We start from the raw sequence: 19355 nt of genomic DNA, 5'->3' as shown, positions 1-19355 counted from the left end.
ACGGTGCACGAACAGATAAACAACGGCAAAGCAAATGCTTTCGGCCAAAGAAAAGGGCCGCAAATAATGCGGCCCCTTAACACCATACGTTCTGCACCGCCCCGTTGCCGGGCGCTAGTCGCAGGGAGGTACCGCCATCACCAGTTTTCACTGGAACGTCAAAGCCACATCGCTGTAGCCCGGCTTTACGGAACCCTTTCGGGTCAGATGCACTCCAAGAGAGTGGCGCGTTTGTAAGGTGCCCGCTATCAGGTCAACCAGCGGGCGGTTTCAGTCTAGAAAAAAAGGGGGATGTGGCAGAGCTGGGCGATCCTGATCTTTCCCTACCACCCTCAACTGAAGCAGTCAGTGTAAGCCAAATACGCTATATTCCATTGGCCTTTTGGGATGCTCGGTGGAAACTGAGACAGGATGCTTTGACCCAATGCCCACACTCTTTTGTATCGGTGTTGGATAGCGAACCGTAGGATTGACCGCTACGACTATGGGGCATCCTCCGCAGGGATTAGGTGGGCATCCAGCCGACTTGTTAAGGTGCTGCGGACACTGACAGGCTTTTTAAATGGATGCACGGCGGCAGCGCCTGGCTCGTTTCCGGGTGAGCACCGCCACTTTTTCGCAGCGCCCGGGCCAGCCGTGTCATCCCGGGCACCAATGCTGGGGGTGTCCATCGTGGCCCCAGCGGCTGCACCATTTACGCAGTGGATCGCCAACAGCTCGCCCGATCCCGTGAACCTGCCCCGCGTCAATCCATGGGGGCAGGGCTGCACCATCACCCGGCCATATGCTCCACTACGCCGCCAACTCCTGCGACAGCTCAGGATGCGCGGAAATCAGTTTGAACAGGCACACCACACCCCCGGGCGGCTTGAAACGGCCTTGCTCCCAATCGCGCAAGGTGGCCACAGGCGTTGCAATGCGGTTGGCAAACTCCACCTGTGACAGTCCCGTTTTCTGGCGCGCCTGACGCATCAAAATCTGTTCGGGCGTCGTTACTCGCGCCCCTTCAGTTCCACCCTTGACTTCGGCCAATGCCTGACGAATGTCGGGCAGGGCCTCGCCCATGTCTGCCTCGATGGCTTTGGCGATCTTTTCAATGTCGAATTGGCGCTTCATCATGCTCTCCGGTTGCGTTTGATGGTGCTGGCTGGCATGTTCTCCAACTCAGCCTTCACGTACACCGCAAACAGTTCAATGACGCCTTCCTCGGTGAAGTTGAAAAAAATCACCCGTGCGCCTGAGCGTTTGCCCCTTCCTTGCACTGCCCAACGCACTTTACGCGCCCCATCGGCCCCGGGTATGACATCGCCCGCTGTCGGGTTTTGGGCAATCCAGTCGATGAAGGCGTGACGCTCAGACTCATTCCAGATGCTTTCGGCTTGCCGCTGAAATGTGGGGTGCTCGATCACTGTTTGCATGGCCCGATTGTACGGGTTATCAGTAGTGGTGCAATCCATCAGGCCACACTGACCAGGTGGCGGCGCAGCTCTGACGCTCGGGCCTGACTGCAAGACAGGAACCGCCTGATATCGCGCACCGACAGCGCCACCTCTCCACGGGCCACCGCCTCACGCAACGCGGCCACCGGGTCAGCAGGGGCTTGAACCGGCTCAGGCTGGGCAGTCGCCATCATCTTGGGCACAGGGGGCGGGTTGACCGCCTGGGCATCGTAAAGGGTGACAGGGGCCACCGGCTCAGGCCTCAAAGCAGCACGCCAAAGCACCACGCCCACCAGCTCGAGCAGCGCGGCCGTGACAATGGCGACCGCCAGCGTCACCGCCTGCACCGGCAAGCCCGTAACGGCTGAAATCCCTTTGGTTACTGGGTCCGTCACGCCACCGTGACGGGCATCGTCAGCGCGTTTTTGCGCCAGCGTCACCAGCTCGTTACGTAACGCGGCGGCTTTTTGTGACTCTGCAAGCTCCACGGTCAGGGCCTGCCTACGCTCAGGACTTTGCACCCGGGCAATCTGTGCGGCGACCACGGCCACCGGGCGGGCGGCGATGCTGGCCAGGGCCTGCCCAATGGCTTCACGCTTGTCTTGCAGGGCCTGTGCCTGCGGCGCTTGCCTGACAGCGGCGACCTTTTCACCGGCTTGCAACAGAAAACCCGCGTGACCGTGCACCGCCACCACAAAGCAGGCCAGCCAAAGCGGCCACACTGCCAGCGACCGGCACAGGGCGGGCAGTAGGTGCACAGCGCCCACCACGGCACACGCCAGGGCGACCATCAGGACCTTGTCCACCATGCCATCGGCTCGGTGCCAAGCCGAAACACCGGCCATGCCCACGGCCACCAGCAGGACACCGAAGGCCAGCGCCAGCGTGAGGGTGCGCCCTATCCTCACTGGCACGTTTCCAGCGTCTTGTCGACCAGCTCGGTGATACCGGCCGCATAGCCTTGGTTTTGCAGGTCCACACGAGCACGGGCGGCGGTGCGGCGCACGTCTTGGCACACACGGTCAAGCTCCAAAATCACAGCCTCCAAGCGCGTGCCACCTTTCACGTCACCCCACGCCTCAGGGTTGATTTCTTGGATGCGGCCGAAGACCTCTTTTGCCTTGCTGGCCACTACGATGACCTTGGCCAGGCCGTCCACGCTGACACCGGTAGAACGGGCGATTCTGGCCAGGGCCTTGGCATGGTCGTTCATGGCCATCTGAAAAAAGGCCGCGTTCGCGTTGACGATGGCGCTTTCCCATTCAGTGCCCGGGGGCCTGCACTCATATTCAAAATCGCTGATACCCAGCAAGTAATCGGTACTCACCCGGTACTCACCCGGTACACACGGGCAGCAATCCCGGGCAGCGTGCGGGCGAACGACTCGCCCATCTCGATCTTTGCCAATGGGCTGGAATTACTGAAACCCAGCATCTTGGCAGCGTGAAGCTGAGTCCACCCATTCAACTCATGGCGGGCTTTGAACATGCGCTCTGCAAAGACTTTGCGAAGGCGGGCGTCTTCTGCCTTGCGCCCCTTCTCGCTTGCCGGGGCAATCCTTGCCAATACCTGGGATTCGTACTGTTCGGCGGCTTTGCGGTGCTGACGTGGGATGTGGCCGGGCTTTTTGGGTTCTGTCATGTGGCTGGGTTCCGTTTCAGTCATCAATCATGATCAGAACGTGCGGTGGTAGGTCTCGTTCCAGTCGTTGCGATCCAGCGCGGTCAAGCTGCACAGGGTGATTTGCACGGTGGCTGAAATGCGGAAGCCGCTGGAGTGAATTGGCGCATCGAGCGGATCACTGACCGACTCGATCACACACGGCTGTATCACTCTATTTTTGTAGTGAAAGCCGACAATTTTGGGGACCAGTGACGGCATCAAACTCAACACATCAGCGCCCGATCGGATGAACTCAGCAGCCGTGCCATCGCGTGCAAGCTTTTGGGGCAAGGTCCATTCTTGCAACCTCTTCAAAGGTTCCTCAACCTCCAAAACTGGATACTTGAAGGCACGCAAAAAGGCGGTGATTTGGATCTTTAGCGGCGGGGCACCGCTGAACACCTGATGGCTATTCAACTTGGTTACACCGCTTTTGCCGACAAGCTTGTTTGCGGACCTTTCAATATCCGCCACGAACTCTTTTGTTCGCTCCATCTTTTCAGGGATTTTTGAACCGAGGGCCTGCAACACGCCCTTGAATAGCCCAGCCTGTGCCATCTGACTAAGACCCGGAAATTTTGATTCAACCCCGGCACCTTCAAAGGGGCTTTGCCACGTAGCCAACATTTCAAGGTTTGCTTGGGTCAGCGGGGCCTCGAATGGTTCTTCAGAATCATCCCGTGCCCACTCAGTCCCGTCACCCACGCGCTTCATGGGGTAGATGCTGGCGATAAGGTGCGGGCTCAGGCCTGTAAAACTGTCGCTTGCTTTGTTCATAAATTGGGTTCTCGGTGTTGGTTTCAGGCTTGGGGCCTTGCGTGTGCGTGCGTGCGCGTTAGGCCTCGGAAAATTCCGGGCCGCGTACGCGTCCGTGCGCGATAGGGGCGGAAAAAGGGGTGATCGGGATTCATATGAACGGTTTTCAGGCCGCTTTGCCTGAAGCCAATTCCTGCATGTATCTAAGGGTTCCAAGCGCGTTCAGCAATTCCCGGTGTCCTTGCAGCTCCCACGCCGACACGGTCCCACGGCGGTACCCGTAGCACTCGCAAAAATGCTTGAGGCTGGGGTAGGCGGTGGTCTTCGCGTACGCGGCCATTTGTTCGGCCACCAACGGGGTGTAGCTCGAAGGCCTGCCCGCTCCATGGCGTGCGCCACCAGGGCGGCGGCGGTTGTCAGTGCTGGGGCATTGGATGGCGGCCATGTCAATCTGCCAGCTTTGCGCACACCCGCAGTTTTGGGGCTTGATGCTGTTTTTTGCTGTGCGACAGGCTTTGCGCGCAACTGTCATTTTTTGGCTTGATGCTACCAATTACTGCCAAAAACGGGCTTTGCGCGCACATGTGCTTTTTCGGGGAAATGCTATCTTTTGCCATCATGGCGCTCTCGGTCATGGCTGGTCCATCAGCGTGAACTTCAGGCCCTTGCGAAGTGCCAGCTCGTTCAAATCCCGCTGTACCTTGCGGGCAAATTCAAGCGCCGCGCTGAAGTCGTGAGACTTGGCCCAACGGTAGGGGGCACTTCTGTTCAGCCCTTCTTTGCGTGCCCAATCCGCAACAGATGGACAGGGCAGGCCCTCACGTTGACCGTCTGCAATCAGCTCGTCAATTCGGGCCTGGGCGCATTGAAAGTACTTTCTGAGGCTTGCAGCTTTCACGATGCGCTGTGGGCTCGGTCTGCTTACACCTGGGCGGCTTGCTCTGATTACGCGGCCCACGGTTGGGGGCTTTTTCGGGGTCATGTCTCAGACTCTTTCAGCGTGAACTTAAGGCCTGCACCAACTGCCAGTTGGTTCAAATCGCGTTGCACCTGTTTGGCGAAATCCAATGCGGCCCGAAATTCCGGCTCTTTTGACCAGCGTTCGGGGGCGCGTCTTTCGTGCCCTTCCTTTCGACACCATGCGGCGACCGTTGGGTATGGCAAGTTTTCGCGCTGGTCGGCGGTGATCAACTGGTCAATCCGCTTGACCGTGTTTTCAAAATACTCGCGCAGGCTTACCGCGTGCGCAGGTTTGTAGCTTGACGGGCGACCTGCACCCGGGCGGGCTGCCCGGATCATGCGGGCACCTGTTGGCGGTGACCCACGGCCCAATCCTTTCGATGCTCCAACTCTTTGGCGCGTTCGTGCAAGGCGGGCGACAACAAGGCTGCATCCAACGTGCGACCAAACGCGCTGTAAATCGCACGCTCGGCATGGAGGGCGGCGCTTTGCTCGGCATGTGCGGTGTCGCTGGGTTCTGGGCTCAGGCGTTCGGCTTCATCAGCGGTAACACCAGCGTCAGTCAGGGCCTTGCGCTTGTTTTGCGCTTGCGCCTTTTCACCCGTCAATTTCGCGTTCAGTTGACGCAGTTCATAGCCAATCGCATCATTGCGCTCATTCACGGCTTGGCGGAGAAAGCGGGTTTGGTCCAACATTTCCTGTCGTATCGCGCTCCACCGATCATTGAACGCGGTGACGCTGCCCAACAGGGACTGCAATTGATCGTGTACTTTCTTGACAGCATCGACTGCACTGTCGTCCGGGCTGAGTTGCTGGCAAAGCTGCACCAGGGCCGCAGGGCTTTTGCTCAGGGCGTGAGCGGTCATCAATAAGGTTTCGGACAACCCACGGGCCACGATGAGGGCTGAAGCGTCAGGGCCTTGCAGCGCCTGAAGGAGTTCTTTGGTCGGGGGATTGATGTTCACAGTTGCGTCCTTTGTGTTGAATAACAGCACCAAGTTTCCCGCCTCAAATTTCGGGCTTCAGCCTTGTTTTCCAGGTTTGTGCGCAAACGCAAAAAAGCGCCGGGCATAGCTGGCGCTGGTGGTGGTTTTGTGGGGGGGTGTGGGGGGTGCGAGTGCCCGGGCTTATTGCTATGGCCGGGTCTTCACAAGCACGCCGGATATTCGGCCTCGATTGATCACGGCAACTTGATCATGGCATCGGGGCCACGCCACCGGGGGCGGGTGCACGGCTGGTGACGTGCGGGGGGGGGCACCGCGAAGGGCTCCAGATGGTGACCCGGGCAAACGCGGCGCGTTGTGATTGTGCCACTGGCTACCGGGTGGGCGGCCTCAGTTTGCGGGCGTGTCTTTGCCCTGACCTGCCAGGGCGCGAAGCTTTCAAGTGATTCGATCATGGTTTTCCTTGGTAACCGTAGCCTGATTTTTTGGGCGCTTCATGGGCAGGTGGTGGGCCTGACCAATTGCCAAATTTGGTCTGATCACCCTGGTAGAACAAAGGCAGCTCAGTGGTTTGGCCTTGCCGTTGTTTGGCAACAGACAGGCGCGTGTAGTGTTTCCAGTCAGGGCCTAGGCTGTTGTTTGTCACGACCGGGCGCGTCAGGAACAGGCAGTTGTCGGCATCCTGTTCAATCGCGCCTGAGTCGCGCAAATCACTGAGCATGGGCATTTGGTCCGTGCGCTCCTCGACTTTGCGGTTGACCTGGGACAAGCAAACGATGGCGATATTCAGCTCTTTGGCCAGGCTCTTGAGGCCTCGGCTTGCCTCCTCAAGCTGATACGTTCTCGCTTGCTTGGAATCTGTGCCGCTCATCAGCTGCAGGTAGTCGACCAGCAGCACATCAAGCCCGTGCTTTCGCTTCAAGCGTCTGGCCAAGGTTCGCACCTGGTTGATGTTGGGCCCTGACAGCTCACGGGTAAACCAGCGCCGCGCCTTGGCAGCCTCCACGCCGTTGACCACGCGGCCGTAATCCAAATCCTTCTCTCGCGGGCGGCGCAATTGCGACATTGAAACCTCGCCCAGCCCGGACAGTTGGCGATCACGTAAAGCGCCATGGCTCATTTCCATGCTCAACATGCCCACGGTCAGCGTCTGGCTCATGTGCAGGCCCACGGTCATGGCAAAGGCTGTTTTGCCCATGGCGGGGCGGGCACCCACAATGGTCAGCTCACCGGGCGACAACCCTCCCTCAAGGGCAGCGTCCAGGTCAAACAAGCCCGTAGGCCATGCCGTTACCTTGCCCTCCCTCCGGGCCTCGATCACGTCCAGGTGAAGCTTCAGGCCGTCATAAAGCGGCACCCAGCCATCATCGTCGGTGGCATCGTCCGACAGCAGGCCTGATAACTCGGACTGCGCACCGTCAACCCGCTCTTGGATCGTTTTTTCGTCATCGCTGGCCAGCTCATGAATCCTGACAGCAGCGGTTTTAAGTGCCCGCTCTTGCGCGCCCTCGATCACAAGCTGGGCGTAGCGGCGGATGTTGGTGGTTCCGGGCACGTATTGCGCCAGGGCGTTCAATTCATCAAGCGAAACCTCTTCGCTCAGGCCAGCAAACAACGTGATCACATCCGCTGGCTTGCCCTTGGCGATCTGGCGACTCAGCTCCGTAAACACAATGCGACACGTCTGGTCGGTGAAATGCTCAGGCTTGAGCTGCACGTCAATTCGGTCTATGGCCAGGTTATCCAACAGCAAGGCCCCCAGAACGGCCATCTCGGCGTTTTTGTGGGTGGTCTGGTAGGTCATATACCCCCCTGCAAAAGCGAAACCATCTGAGGCTCTTTGTTGTCGTATTGGCCATCCAGTGCTTTGGCGAAGTTTCTGGCTTCACACAGCCAATCCAGGGTGATGCTGAACGGGCCTCGGTCACGGCCTGAAGTCCGGCCCATCAAAAAGTCTGATTTTTCAATGTGTTCAAAAAATCCTGTCCACCAATCAAGACTTTGGCGGTCAGGATCTTCACGCCACCGGGCCTTGAGTGCATCAGCTCTTGCCCCTGTCCAGGTGCGGGGTTGCACTGCGCTTGGCAGCTTCTCACCCCAAAGGCGAATGATGTCCCCGTGCGGGCAATCTGGCACCGGCTTCTTTTTGGTGACTGTTTTTTCAATCGTGCTGTCGGTGCGGGGAAGCGTAGCTTCATCTCCCTCTTTCTCCCCTTTGGGTATGGGTAGGGGTAGGGGTGTCGTACTCACACGTTCGTCACGCGTTGCATCTGCGTCTGTTACATCGGTGTCACCCGTCTGTAACGTGTTACGGGGTTTGGCGTTACGCGCACGCCATGTAGCCACACGCACACTGTCTTTCAGCCTTTTCTCGCTCATGGCAAGAACACGCTCGGTGATCACGGGGTGATAAAGCAGGCCATCGGCATGTTGAACCCATCCCCGCATCAGCACCTCAGCCGCGTCTTGGAATGGCACCCATTGCATCCCAATTCGAGCGGCAAACACTCTAGGTGAAGCGGGCATCGTGCCCACCGGCTGGCTGCGCCACGCGGTGATCCAGGTCATGAGCAGCCAGGGGCGCAATTCAGGCCCTGCCAGTGCCCATGTTTCTGAGGCCTCGATGCGTTCAACGTCGATGTCAAAGCCCCAGCCACGCGCCTTGATTTCAGGCGGGTATGGCGCTTCGTTCAGGTCTGTGGGTGTCATGCTGACCTCCCTGTCGGACTGGATGAACGGCGCTGTTCCACCTCGCGCACATAGTTATGGATTCTCAGGCAGCCCGGGCAAACAGGCGCGCCGGGCTTGCCACAACCCATGCACTTGAGCAGCGGCGCGGATGTTGTCAGCACGCGCTGCATGAATTTGTTGAAGGCGGTGAAGGTCATCGGCTCTTCTCCGTCACACGCAAGCCTGTCAGCCTTGCCATCAGGCCATTGAACGCAGCCTCTGCCCCAAAGTGCAGGCTTGGCAGGCCACGCACGAAAGTCACATATCCACCGTTCACCAGCTCCTGTACGTGTTCGCGTGCGGTTTCTTTTGGCAATCCGACTAGGTTCGCAAGGCCAGCCAAATCCATCGGTTCGTGTTCCCTGCACGCCAGGACAAGCAACATCAACCCCGGCCCATCAGGCAACGAGCTACGAATTTCCATGGCGGCTTGAAGGATTTCGCTTTGGGTCATGGCTTGGCACCCTCGAGCGAGTAGAGGGCCACACCGTTATGCGGATAACCGTCTTGGTCGACCACGCGAACACGGCTCGTTTGAATGGGGTAGCCCATGGCCTTCAACTCAAAAACCCGTGTCGGCGGCTGAAAAATGCCCATGCGGCGCAAGTCGTATGTGGTCTTTGGCGACAGCTTCAGCGTCTCCAAAACCAGGTTCCTTTGTGCGGCGTATTTGCTGGGGAGTTTGGCCATGGTTACACCCCAATCTGCGCACGAAACGCCAGAACGTCATTCCAGTGGCTGAACACTCGGGTTTGGCCCCACTTGCCGACCTCCCACAAGGTCAAGCCGCTTTGATGCGGTTTGGCGGTCAGTGTATGGGCGCGCAATGCCAACTGAGCGCGAACAGTTTCAAACTCTTTGACGGACGGGCGGTACTGCGAGACAATCGGGGCATCGAAAGTTTCTTTGCAGGGCTTGTCGGTAATCGAAGCCTCCAGTTCACCGCTGGGGGCTTCATCTTTTCTGGGGTCAGGCTCGAAGCCCACGGGCGAGTTCAGCGCCGCGCCGTTCTTGGTGATGATGACTTTGTTCACGCTACCACCCCCAGCGCTGCAACGCGCTCTTGACGCTCGGCGTGCAGGCGGTCAACCAGGGTGCGAATTTGCTCGTCGGTGTGGCCAGCAATTCGCGCTTGCAAGACGGCCTGAATCTCGCCTCGTGGCCAGCCCACTGAGCGTGCCCCGATAGATACCGGCTTGGTCAGCAAACCGTCTTTGACGTTGCCGTAAATGCTTGCGTGACTGCGATATCCAAAGGCCGACATGGCGGCTGGAAGGCGCAGGATTTCGATTTCAGACATTGTTTGCCCCTTGGTGCAAGCCCTTGCAAATCAAGGGCGTGGGGGTAATGTCCGATTTCCGTTGGTGAAAGAGAATGCCTACTACCGGCAGTTGCCAGATTTAAATTTTCTTGTCCGACAGAGCGTAGCCATGCTTTTTGACCCAGTTGCTGACCACTGGTTGCACGGTTCTGAATCCGATACCTGTCGCTTCACATATTGTTCTTGCGGCCGCCTCGATCCCACGGTATCGAACGCCATGCTCGTTAAGCCAAGCCTCCACCTTCGCAATGTTTTGTTGTCCTTTCAGAGTGGCTGCTTTGCGTTGAACGTGTGTCACACCATTGAAAAAACCTTCAGTCGCCAGGTCCGTGCAGAATTGACGATTCATCTGAAGAAAGTGCTCGACTTGATCCACGCTTGGGGCTTTTTCACCCTTTTGTGCGAGCACCTCAGCCGTGCCCTGTGCCAAGTCGTAGGCTTGTTTCAAGTCAGAGTGTTGGTCCTCAACGTCTTGCAAGGCGATTTCAAGCTGGGCAATGCGCTTGCACGCGGCGGCGTAATCCCCCGCGTGCGCCTTTTCAGCGTTGGCAGTGCGTCCATCTTCCTCTGACTTGCCTCCAGGGGGCCACATAGCGGCCCTGATTTCTTGAGTGTCTCGCACGCGGTTGAACATGCTCATGCCGCCCTCGCCAGTGTCACCACGTTACCCGGCTTGTCGGCCAGCAGCGCCAGCCGGTCACCCAGCCGTTGCCATGCTTCACGCATCGGGGCTTCATATTGCGCACGCTGATAAATGCGCTTGACCTTGACTTGCTCGGTGTGGTTCAGGCACCGCTCGATCACCTCGGGCAAAACGCCCAATTCGGCCATGAGGGTGGCCGCTGTGCGCCGCAGGTCATGTGGGGTCCACTTGCCGCCAGCCAGCGCCAGCGCGTTGATTTGTTTGGTGCGGCCGCTCATGGGTTCGCCATCACCTCGCTGTCGGTCTGTGACCTGCTTGCTGACGGTTTTTGAGCACACAGGGCCGTTCAGGCGTGAAGCCGGGAAAGCCCATGGCGTCAAGCCCGTGAGGGCGTGCAGGCGTTTGAATTGCTTGATGGCCGTGTCGCTCAGGCTGACCATGTGCCGCTTGCCGTTCTTGGTTTCGGGCAGCGTCCAGGTGCGCCGTTCAAAATCGACATGATCCCAGCGTGCGCCCAATACTTCACCAATGCGGCCAGCCGTTGCCAACTGGATCAGCAGGGCGCATTGGGATGTTTCGGCCAGGCCCGACGAAGGCAATAGGCGAAAAAAAGCGATCAGCTCGGGCTCGGACAGAACACGGTCGCGCTCAGTGTTGCCGCCAATTTTGTGTTTCTTGATGCGTGCGGTCGGATCGGCGTCGATCAGGTCGCGGTCAAGCGCAAAACCAAAAAGCTGGCGCAGGTCGCTGAATGTGCGCTCGGTCATGCGCTTGACGCCACGGTTCAGCATCGTGTCGATGATGCGCTGTATGTGGGCCTTGGTGACTGCCTCAATGGCCAGATCACCCATGATCGGGAAAACGTCACGCTCAAACGCACGCAGGGCCTCAGCGCCAGCGTCTTGGCGCTTTTTCAGGTCGGTGCTTTGCCAAAAGTCAAACAAGCCCCTCACGGTCATTCGGGCGTTCAGGGCCTCCAGCTCTTTGAGTTGCCGCTCTTGATCCGCCAGTGCCTGCAACCGCTCGGATTCAGCTTGCGCCATTTCAACCGCGTGTTTGGCGCGTTCAAGTTCACGGGCTTCGTTGGCTTTCTCTCGGTCTTGGTGGGCTTTGGCAATGGGGTCGATACCGTCTTTCAACAAAGTCTGCATGTCTGCCCGCTTGTCGTTCAGGGCTTTAAGGCTTTGGGCAGGCCAGGTGCCCAGGTGCATGGTGCGTACTTTGCCCGCCGATTTGAACCGCCATTCAAAGCGAACGGTGATGCTCTTGTCGGTGGCTTGGTGGACCGTGCAGTAGGTCGATTGCCCCACGGCAAAACGTCTACCTTGCTGATCGGCTGTAAGGGCCTTCAGTTCTTGCACTGTCACCGGGTTTGAAAGCGTCTTTTCCATAATCCCCACACCAATCCCCACACCGTTAAATTGCCTTAAATTGTACGTCCTTGACAGACTTTGTAAGGTGAATATCTGTAAGTCATTGATTTATATGGAATTTGCTTAAAAAACTGTCAGGCTTTGTCAGTGCCTGAAAGCTCATTTACTTGCATGGGGTGCAAGGGGTAGCGAGTTCGAATCCCGCCACGCCGACCATTTATTCCTAATGAAATCAACGGGTTACAGCCCAAAAGGCTGTGACCCGTTTTTCTTTGTGCCATGCCAATGGCACGCCATACATTTGGCATGCCCCTTATTTCATCAAACAGCCCAAAGGGTCAGGCTGCATCAAGCCCTGCGCCTTCAGCGCGCGGCTTCTTCACCAACATCAATGATGAACTCCGTGCCACGAACCCCCAGGGTGACAGTGCGGGTGCGAAAGACCACCTCATTGGGATTGTGCTTGGCGATCTGGCCAGACACCACTGACAGGGTGCCGCGTTTGACGGATGTGTCCATCTGACCGACGTTGGTGTTGCGATCAAAGGCGTATTTGTTCAGCTCGATCGTCGAGTTCGCACCCAGGGTCAACAAAGTACTGTCGCGCAGGGTGATGCCGACGCCACTGGCGGGTCCGCTGACCAGTCGGTCCTGGGTTTGCAAAGGCGTGCCGACTGCGGCTTCAACACGTTCTTTGCCACGTTCGATGTGGGCGCTGCCTTTGAGCGACTTGATGGTGCCTGCGGGGTCTGCCGCCTGAACGGCTGCGGCGCACATCAGGCCCAGCAGCCACATGCCTTGTTGTTTTGTCCTCATCGTCAGTCCTTGCAAAAAATTCTGAATTCGGCGCCATCGTCTGGCCCCGCATGCTGGGGGGTCACACCGGGGTGGCGCTTTGCGCTGTTTTTTGGGCCTCTTGCTGGACCAGCAATTTGGCCTTTTTCTGAATGTCCATTTCTGCCAACGCAGAAGACACCAGTGAACCCATGACGCCGCTCAAGACCAGAAAAAACGAGGCGGCGTCAAACAAATAGCCTGTCCTGATGAACACCTGAAGGCCAATCCAGGCGATCACGGCGTTGGTGCCCAACGTCAACCACAAACCTGCTTGCGGTACCTTGCGTATGTAAATTGCGAAGGCCGACCGAGGGCGGGGGATGTACCAGATCAGCCAGGCGCCAATGCACAGCAAGGCCAGCGACTCCGCCCATTTGAGCCATTGCGGACGCAGCACAATGCGCCCATCAAACAGCGACTCGATCACCTGCGCTTGAATTTCGATGCCGGGCACCGTTTCGCCGATGGCATTCGTGCGCATGTCGTTCAGACCGGCGCCGGTCAGCCCCAGCAAGACCAATTTGCCCGCCAGCATTTCGGGGTTGACTTTGCCGCTGAGCACATCTGAGGCCGAGACATGCCGGGACGCCATGTCGGCATGTTTGGCAAAGTGCAGGCGGATGTCGCCCTTGGGCAAGGTGGGCACGGACAAGTCCGCCACTTCGACCGCTGTCACCCCTGCCGGGCTGAGCTTGACATTCACAGAGGGCGACTGGGTGGCCACCCGAAGCATCTCAATGGCCAGTGTGGGCACGGGCTGATCCGACAGGTTCATGACCAAAGGAATGTGGCGAACCACGCCGTTTTCCAGGTCCACGCTGACCACTGCCTGGCCGCTGGCGGCGGCTTGCAATTCAGGCAAACTCGCCAGCACCTGGTCAAAGCGCCGCACAAACACCGGCAAGCGCTCACCCCCTTCCAGGGTCACAGGCCAGGTGCGCATGCCTTCGGTGGTGGTGAAGGCCTTGAAGTCAAAACCTGCGGCACTCAAAACCGATGGGGTGCGCCGCAGGGCGGCACTCAGCCGCGTGTCGTTGGGTGGCAATTGGCGCAACTGCTGTGCCAAGGCTTTGTGTTCAGGCCCCAGACCCAAGGCCACCTTGTCTGGCGAAGTTTGATCCGTCTCAGGCATGTAAATGTCCAAGCCCACGGCAGCGGGTTGGTGTGCGGCGATGGCGTCCAGCAACTGGGCCAGGCGGTATCGGGGCCAAGGCCATTGGCCCAGTTCCTGCAAACTTTTCTCGTCAATGGCGACGATCGTCACCGGTTGGGATTGAGGTTTTCGGGCGTGTTCTTTTTGGTAGCCGTCAAACAGGAGGTTGCGGCCGGTGATGAACGGTGATCCCACCGCATCGACCACCTTGTCCGCAGGCCAAGGCAAGTCAGGCCAGGTCGGAGGCAGCTCGGTCAAGGCATTGATCAGCAGTGTCCACAGCAAAATCCCGATGGCCACAGGTCGACCATTTCCAGAGGTCAGAAGTCGTTTGAGGAAGTTCATGCTCGGCCCAGGGTCTCAACGCACATGAATCTCAACCCGTCGGTTCAGGCCTTCTTGTGCACCCGAAGCGATGGGCTCTCTGGAGCCTCGGCCGAAGACCGGCACATTGTCTGTGCTCACACCGGCTTGACGCACCAAGTCACGCACCGATTGCGCGCGTTTGAGCGACAAGGCGTCATTGATCGCCGCGCTGCCCGAACGATCCGTGTGCCCAATCAAGGTCACTTCCGGCGCGGGCCTGGTTTGCAGATAAGCCTGCAGTCCCGCCAAAGCCTGCTCAGACTCAGCAGTCAGTTTGCTGTCTGAGCCCGAGACGAAGTAGAGCAAGAAACTGCGCGGGCGGGGCGCTTGCACTTCGAGCAAAGTGGCGTAGCGCGCTTGTACCTCCGATGCAGACAGGGTGGTGTTTTTGAGTGAACCTGAAGGCGTGATTTCAAGGCTGGCATAAGGTTGATCGATCAGCCGATCGCCTTGGGCCCCGCTGACCACCACGGCGCTGCGTGACCCATCCGCTGAGGGCAACAAAATGATGCGCTCGGCAATTTTTTCGGGTGCTGGCGCTTGACCCCACCAGATACCCAGACCCAGCAACACGATAGCAACAAGTTCCATGGTGAAATTCGCTTATTTATTAGTTCCAAATGACAAAATTTGGTTGCATTCGATATTACTATATTTATGTCAAATTCAACAAAATAGACGAGATTGTTCATTTGATTTAAGAAATCCGCTGGTTTTCTTTGTGTAATTGGGGCGCTGTGAAAAAGCGCATGGGCCGATCAGGGTCGCCGAGCGGACCTTGTCAAGCAGAAAAATTTGCCCCGGGGATTGAAGGCTTGGTGCAGCCCGAATCTGGTTCGACACATTAAGGGGCCAGCGCAGTGGATGGCTTGGATGAGTGCAAAGAGTCGGTACAGCTGCAGAGCCGAAAAAAAAGCCCTTGCATTGCTGCAAGGGCTTTGATTTTTTGGCTCCTCAACCTGGGCTCGAACCAGGGACCTACGGATTAACAGTCCGGCGCTCTACCGACTGAGCTATTGAGGAATAGCTTTGAATTATAGCGTCATTTTTCGGGCTATTTTTTGGTGAAGATAGATTTTTGAAAAAATTCGCGCGTGAGTTCCAAACCCGGCAAGCCAGCATGCACGGTCTCAGTTGTGCATGCTGACTTTCGTGCCGCGACGTGTGGGTGAATCAGGGCTTTGTTTGCATCAAATCCTGCAAAGTGCGCGCAGCCACTTCGGGATCGCTGGCGCCGGTGATGGCGCGCACCACGGCGATGGCGCCCACGCCACTTTTCATGACCACTGGAATGCGTGCTTCGTCAATGCCGCCAATGGCCACCAAGGGCGTTTGCTGCATGAGTTGGGCGTAGGCATACAAGCGGCCTGTACCTTGGGGGGCGGTTTGCATGCGTTTGAGCGTGGTGGGAAAGACCGCCCCGAGGGCCAAGTAGCTGGGGCTCAAGGCATCGGCGCGCAGCATCTCGGCGTAGCCATGCGTGCTCAAGCCCAGCCGCAGGCCTGCTGCGCGGAGGGTTTCAATGGGGGCGTCGTCCATGTCTTCCTGGCCCAGATGTACGCCGTAAGCGCCTTCATCGATGGCTATTTGCCAATGGTCGTTGATGAACAGCAAAGCCTCGGTGCCCTGAACCGCTTGCACGGCGGCCCTGACTTCGCGGCGAATGGCCGCTTCATCGTCGGATTTGAAGCGCAACTGCAGCGTGGGCACACCGGCGCGGGCCATGCGGGCGATCCATTGGGCGTCCGGCAGCACAGCGTACAGACCCAGCTGATGCGGGCAGGCGGGGAAGGCTTGGGCGCGCGGGTAAGGCGACACGCCAAAGTCTTGAGGCGTGCAGGGCCAGTCGCTGACCGAAAACTGGCCTGTGCGCAGGGTTTGCGCTTGCCAGGCTTGGGCGACGCATTGCGCATCGTGCTCCAAAAATCCGAGCATGCGGCAGCCTTGCAACACACCGGCCATGTCGGCGCCGAGCGATGCGTCCTCGGCATGAACCGCTTGTGTGTAGGGCTGTGCATCGCCCGCCAGCATGCCTGCATGCTGAGTGGCCAGCGCGTGGGCGATGTCGTGTGCGGTGTTGAACGTGTGGTTCATGACTGGTGCCAAAAAGGTGTACCCAGGACGGGGGTGCTGGGCTGTGCGCTGTCTTGGGCTTGCATGGCTCCCGCGCAAAAAGCGGCTCGCCCCGCGTTCACTGCATCGGCAAAAGCCCCGGCCATGCGCACCGGGTCTTGTGCCAGGGCCACTGCGGTGTTGAGCAACACGGCATCAAAACCCCATTCCATCACTTGGCAGGCGTGTGAGGGCAGGCCCAGCCCCGCATCCACGATCATGGGCACATCCAGGCGTTCGCGCAGGGTGCGCAAGGCATAGGGGTTGATGGGGCCTTTGCCAGTCCCAATGGGCGCAGCCCAAGGCATGACCGCCTGGCAGCCGACATCCACCAGGCGCTGACAGAGCACCAAATCGTCGGTGGTGTAGGGCAGCACTTTGAAACCAGCCTGGACCAAGCGGCTGGCCGCTTCGGGCAGGTTCAAGGTGTCGGGTTGCAGCGTGTAGTCGTCGCCAATCAGTTCGAGTTTGATCCAGTCGGTTTCAAAGACCTCACGCGCCATCTCGGCGGTGGTGATGGCTTCTTGCACGCTGTGGCAACCCGCGGTGTTGGGGAGTACGGGCACCTTGGCTTGGCGCAGCAGGTTCCAAAAGCTTTGCGAGGCTTCGCCCCCGCTGCCGGTTTGGCGGCGCAGCGAGGCGGTCAGCATGGCCGGCTGCGAGCGCTCAATGGCTTGCAGCAACACGCTGGGCGAGGGGTAACGCGAGGTGCCCAGCAGCAAACGGCTTGGAAAGCTTTCACCGTAAAGCGTGAGTGGGTCGGCGTGCAGTGTGGATGGTGTCATGGGTTCAACCTCCGGTGATGGGGGCAATCAATTCAATGTGGTCATCGGGTGCCAGCGTGTGTTGTGCATATTGTCCGCGCGGCACAAATTGCAAATTCACAGCGGCTGCAAAGGGCGGCTGAATGCCCGCTTGTGCCACCGCGTCGGCCAATGTGGCCCCCTGCGGCAGGGTGTGTGGTGCTTGGTTGATCAGCACTTGGATGGTGGTGTCAGACATGTTCAAACTTCAAATGGAATTGTTCTGCCAAGGTGGTGGTGTGGTGTTGCACCCATTCCACCACCACGTCGAGCATGGCGGGTGAGATCAAAAAGCCGTGGCGGTACAGACCGTTGATCTGCAAGGTGCGATCGCCCCAACAGCGAATGGCGGGCAAATTGTCGGTCAAGGTGGGGCGCGCCTGGGTGCTCACTTCGAGAATGCGGGCCTCGGCAAAGCCGCTGTGCACGGTGTAGGCGGCGCTGAGCAGCTCCAAGGTCGAGCGCACGCTGGCGGGCGAGAGGTCTTCGGTTTCAATCTCGGTTGCGCCGATCACGAACACATGGTCTTCTTTGGGGGCGATGTAAATCGGGTAGCGCGGATGGATCAATCGGGTGGGGCGCTGCAAGCTGACTTCGGGGGCATGCAGGCGAATCACCTCGCCGCGCACGCCACGCAGCTGCGGCCATTCGGTGCGGGCACCCAAGCCTCGGCAGTCGAACACCCAATCGGGCTGGCCGGCCTGGCCGGGCTGAAAGTCTTCGGGCTGGCGCGGGCTGTTCCAGTGCAGGGCGACATGTTGTTGCTCCAAGCTTTTGAGCAATGCGGCCAGCAGTTGGCGGTTGTCGAGTTGGCCTTCGCCGGGCAAGTACAAGGCTTGTGCAAAGCGGTTTTCCAGCGCGGGCTCGCTCTCTTGCAAACCGTTGGCATTCAGCGTCTGCGCTGCGGGCAAGCTGGGCAGCTGTTGCTGTGTGCGGTGCAGCAGTTGCTCAAAGCGTTTGGCCTCGGCGGCGTCCTGGCGGTGCCACAGCACCAGCGTGCCGTTTTGTTGAAAGAACACCGGTTCAGCCAAAGGCGCGATCAACGCCGGCCAGCGCTTGAGTGCGTGCTGGCCCATCTGCACCACGGGCAATTCGGTGATGGCCGATTCGGCCAAGGGGGCCAGCATGGCGGCGGCCACACGCGCAGCCGCACCTTGTGCGTCTGGGCCTTGCGCTTCGTACACCGTCACCTGGTGGCCGAGTTGTGCCAAGGTGTGGGCCAGCAAGCGGCCCATCAGGCCCGCGCCCAGCACCACGCTTGAAAGTTGTGCACTCATTGAATGTGGTCCTTTGTGATTTGCGGATAATGCCGCCCATGAACCCTTCTTACCGCTACGCACGCGTACTCACCATTGCTGGCTCTGACAGTGGTGGTGGCGCCGGTATCCAAGCCGACTTGAAAACCTTTGCCGCGCTGGGATGCTACGGCATGAGCGCCATCACCGCACTGACTGCGCAAAACACCGTGGGTGTGCAAGGCATTCACGCCGTGCCCGCCGAGTTTTTGAAAGCGCAAATCCAGTCGGTGGTGGATGACATCGGTGTCGATGCCATCAAGATCGGCATGCTGCACGCCCCCGGCATTGTGGAGGTGGTGGCCTGGGCCATCGACCATTACCACTTGACCAACGTGGTGCTCGACCCCGTGATGGTGGCCACCAGCGGCGACCGCCTGATTGCCAACGACACCGTGCAGGTCTTGGTGCGCGAGTTGTTCCCGCGCGTGCGCGTCATCACCCCCAATTTGGACGAAGCCGCTTTGCTCTTGGGTCGCGACATTCCCACTGCCGAGGCTTTGGCGACCGCTGGGCAAGATTTGCTGGCCATGGGCGCCAAAGCCGTGTTGCTCAAAGGTGGGCACTTGGCGGGCGATGAGGTGGTGGATTTGTTGGTGCAGGCCGATGGGCCTTCGCAGCGCCTGGCGTCCAAGCGCATTCCCAGCCGCAATGTGCACGGCACGGGCTGCACGCTGTCGTCGGCCATTGCCGCACATTTGGCTTTGGGGCATCCGCTGGGCGAAGCCGTGAGCTTGGCGCGCACTTTCATCCTGGGCGCCATTGCACAAGGTGCAGGCGTGACCACGGGCCACGGTCATGGCCCGTTGAATCATGGGTTTGCGCCCGTGCCGCTTCATCGCATCACCAAGCCGCCATCAACTGTCAACACAAGGGGTGCTGTGCCAGCACCTTGAATTCATCCATGCTGATGGCCGGGCATGCCATGAAGTCAATCAACTCTGAAATGATGGATTTCATG

28 protein-coding genes and 1 tRNA gene are annotated in these 19355 nt (G+C 58.9%); 1 reads left to right on the top strand and 28 read right to left on the bottom strand.

The genetic code is table 11. The features are described from left to right. Nucleotides 1-792: 792 nt before the first annotated feature. The 28 genes from B9Z51_RS00715 to B9Z51_RS00590 form a co-directional block, all read right to left on the bottom strand. Nucleotides 793-1116 carry a DNA-binding transcriptional regulator gene (locus tag B9Z51_RS00715; RefSeq protein ID WP_233254772.1) on the bottom strand — a complete coding sequence of 108 codons (324 nt, stop codon included), beginning with the start codon at nt 1114-1116 and terminating at the stop codon, nt 793-795. Beyond that, nucleotides 1116-1418 carry a DNA-binding protein gene (locus B9Z51_RS00710; protein WP_108370975.1) on the bottom strand — a complete coding sequence of 101 codons (303 nt, stop codon included), beginning with the start codon at nt 1416-1418 and terminating at the stop codon, nt 1116-1118. The genes B9Z51_RS00715 and B9Z51_RS00710 overlap by 1 nt, the downstream gene beginning before the upstream one ends. Before the next feature lie 38 nt (nt 1419-1456). Then, nucleotides 1457-2353, bottom strand: coding sequence for a hypothetical protein (locus tag B9Z51_RS00705; protein ID WP_146187663.1), 897 nt, complete (start codon nt 2351-2353; stop codon nt 1457-1459). Next, nucleotides 2344-2766, bottom strand: coding sequence for a hypothetical protein (locus tag B9Z51_RS00700; RefSeq protein WP_108370973.1), 423 nt, complete (start codon nt 2764-2766; stop codon nt 2344-2346). Before B9Z51_RS00700 ends, B9Z51_RS00705 begins: the two co-directional genes overlap by 10 nt. Continuing rightward, nucleotides 2763-3080, bottom strand: coding sequence for a hypothetical protein (locus B9Z51_RS00695; protein ID WP_108370972.1), 318 nt, complete (start codon nt 3078-3080; stop codon nt 2763-2765). Before B9Z51_RS00695 ends, B9Z51_RS00700 begins: the two co-directional genes overlap by 4 nt. Nucleotides 3081-3113: 33 nt before the next feature. After that, on the bottom strand, nt 3114-3878 hold the full coding sequence (locus tag B9Z51_RS00690) for a hypothetical protein (protein WP_108370971.1): 765 nt from the start codon (nt 3876-3878) through the stop codon (nt 3114-3116). Nucleotides 3879-4023: 145 nt separating this feature from the next. After that, nucleotides 4024-4302: a hypothetical protein gene (locus tag B9Z51_RS00685; protein ID WP_146187662.1), complete on the bottom strand. Its 279-nt coding sequence runs from the start codon at nt 4300-4302 to the stop codon at nt 4024-4026. 1 nt (nt 4303) lies between these two features. Continuing rightward, nucleotides 4304-4492, bottom strand: coding sequence for a hypothetical protein (locus B9Z51_RS18115; protein WP_146187661.1), 189 nt, complete (start codon nt 4490-4492; stop codon nt 4304-4306). Further along, entirely contained in the window at nt 4489-4755 is a 267-nt protein-coding gene (locus tag B9Z51_RS00680) for a hypothetical protein (protein ID WP_146187660.1), read from the bottom strand. Before B9Z51_RS00680 ends, B9Z51_RS18115 begins: the two co-directional genes overlap by 4 nt. Nucleotides 4756-4835: 80 nt before the next feature. After that, nucleotides 4836-5048, bottom strand: a complete 213-nt coding sequence (locus tag B9Z51_RS00675; protein ID WP_233254771.1) for a hypothetical protein — start codon at nt 5046-5048, stop codon at nt 4836-4838. A gap of 104 nt (nt 5049-5152) precedes the next feature. Next, nucleotides 5153-5782: a hypothetical protein gene (locus tag B9Z51_RS00670; RefSeq protein WP_146187659.1), complete on the bottom strand. Its 630-nt coding sequence runs from the start codon at nt 5780-5782 to the stop codon at nt 5153-5155. Between the two features lie 430 nt (nt 5783-6212). Next, on the bottom strand, nt 6213-7565 hold the full coding sequence (locus B9Z51_RS00665) for a replicative DNA helicase (protein WP_108370964.1): 1353 nt from the start codon (nt 7563-7565) through the stop codon (nt 6213-6215). Then, entirely contained in the window at nt 7562-8329 is a 768-nt protein-coding gene (locus tag B9Z51_RS00660; protein WP_146187658.1) for a hypothetical protein, read from the bottom strand. The genes B9Z51_RS00665 and B9Z51_RS00660 overlap by 4 nt, the downstream gene beginning before the upstream one ends. A 137-nt stretch (nt 8330-8466) precedes the next feature. Next, nucleotides 8467-8649 carry a hypothetical protein gene (locus B9Z51_RS18110; protein ID WP_146187657.1) on the bottom strand — a complete coding sequence of 61 codons (183 nt, stop codon included), beginning with the start codon at nt 8647-8649 and terminating at the stop codon, nt 8467-8469. After that, a complete protein-coding gene (locus B9Z51_RS00655) occupies nt 8646-8945 on the bottom strand; it encodes a helix-turn-helix domain-containing protein (RefSeq protein ID WP_108370960.1) in 300 nt (99 codons plus the stop codon). Before B9Z51_RS00655 ends, B9Z51_RS18110 begins: the two co-directional genes overlap by 4 nt. Next, nucleotides 8942-9181: a helix-turn-helix domain-containing protein gene (locus B9Z51_RS00650; protein WP_108370958.1), complete on the bottom strand. Its 240-nt coding sequence runs from the start codon at nt 9179-9181 to the stop codon at nt 8942-8944. The genes B9Z51_RS00655 and B9Z51_RS00650 overlap by 4 nt, the downstream gene beginning before the upstream one ends. Before the next feature lie 2 nt (nt 9182-9183). Next, nucleotides 9184-9525 (bottom strand): hypothetical protein, encoded by a 342-nt coding sequence (locus B9Z51_RS00645; protein ID WP_108370956.1) that lies wholly within the window; start codon nt 9523-9525, stop codon nt 9184-9186. Next, nucleotides 9522-9791 carry an AlpA family transcriptional regulator gene (locus tag B9Z51_RS00640; protein ID WP_108370955.1) on the bottom strand — a complete coding sequence of 90 codons (270 nt, stop codon included), beginning with the start codon at nt 9789-9791 and terminating at the stop codon, nt 9522-9524. The genes B9Z51_RS00645 and B9Z51_RS00640 overlap by 4 nt, the downstream gene beginning before the upstream one ends. Before the next feature lie 100 nt (nt 9792-9891). Beyond that, nucleotides 9892-10452, bottom strand: coding sequence for a hypothetical protein (locus B9Z51_RS00635; RefSeq protein ID WP_146187656.1), 561 nt, complete (start codon nt 10450-10452; stop codon nt 9892-9894). Further along, a complete protein-coding gene (locus tag B9Z51_RS00630; RefSeq protein ID WP_233254770.1) occupies nt 10449-11822 on the bottom strand; it encodes a site-specific integrase in 1374 nt (457 codons plus the stop codon). The genes B9Z51_RS00635 and B9Z51_RS00630 overlap by 4 nt, the downstream gene beginning before the upstream one ends. Before the next feature lie 369 nt (nt 11823-12191). Then, nucleotides 12192-12644 (bottom strand): FecR domain-containing protein, encoded by a 453-nt coding sequence (locus B9Z51_RS00625; RefSeq protein WP_108370949.1) that lies wholly within the window; start codon nt 12642-12644, stop codon nt 12192-12194. Nucleotides 12645-12705: 61 nt separating this feature from the next. Further along, a complete protein-coding gene (locus B9Z51_RS00620) occupies nt 12706-14163 on the bottom strand; it encodes a CHASE2 domain-containing protein (RefSeq protein WP_108370947.1) in 1458 nt (485 codons plus the stop codon). Nucleotides 14164-14178: 15 nt separating this feature from the next. Next, a complete protein-coding gene (locus B9Z51_RS00615; protein WP_108370945.1) occupies nt 14179-14775 on the bottom strand; it encodes an OmpA family protein in 597 nt (198 codons plus the stop codon). Between the two features lie 356 nt (nt 14776-15131). Further along, nucleotides 15132-15207, bottom strand: a tRNA-Asn gene (locus B9Z51_RS00610). 150 nt (nt 15208-15357) lie between these two features. Continuing rightward, entirely contained in the window at nt 15358-16278 is a 921-nt protein-coding gene (thiE, locus tag B9Z51_RS00605; protein WP_233254769.1) for a thiamine phosphate synthase, read from the bottom strand. Beyond that, nucleotides 16275-17081: a thiazole synthase gene (locus B9Z51_RS00600; protein ID WP_108370943.1), complete on the bottom strand. Its 807-nt coding sequence runs from the start codon at nt 17079-17081 to the stop codon at nt 16275-16277. Before B9Z51_RS00600 ends, thiE begins: the two co-directional genes overlap by 4 nt. Nucleotides 17082-17085: 4 nt before the next feature. Continuing rightward, nucleotides 17086-17298 (bottom strand): sulfur carrier protein ThiS, encoded by a 213-nt coding sequence (gene thiS / locus B9Z51_RS00595; protein ID WP_108370942.1) that lies wholly within the window; start codon nt 17296-17298, stop codon nt 17086-17088. Beyond that, a complete protein-coding gene (locus B9Z51_RS00590) occupies nt 17291-18376 on the bottom strand; it encodes an FAD-dependent oxidoreductase (RefSeq protein WP_108370940.1) in 1086 nt (361 codons plus the stop codon). The genes thiS and B9Z51_RS00590 overlap by 8 nt, the downstream gene beginning before the upstream one ends. A 29-nt stretch (nt 18377-18405) precedes the next feature. Here B9Z51_RS00590 and thiD point away from each other — a divergent pair, with 29 nt between their 5' ends. Next, on the top strand, nt 18406-19290 hold the full coding sequence (gene thiD / locus B9Z51_RS00585) for a bifunctional hydroxymethylpyrimidine kinase/phosphomethylpyrimidine kinase (RefSeq protein WP_108370938.1): 885 nt from the start codon (nt 18406-18408) through the stop codon (nt 19288-19290). Nucleotides 19291-19355: the final 65 nt, after the last annotated feature.

It is taken from the genome of Limnohabitans sp. T6-5 (genome assembly GCF_003063315.1).
GTDB lineage: Bacteria > Pseudomonadota > Gammaproteobacteria > Burkholderiales > Burkholderiaceae_C > Limnohabitans_A.
The sequence above is the reverse complement of the archived record's forward strand: the minus strand, read 5'-3'. Positions and strand labels throughout refer to the sequence as shown.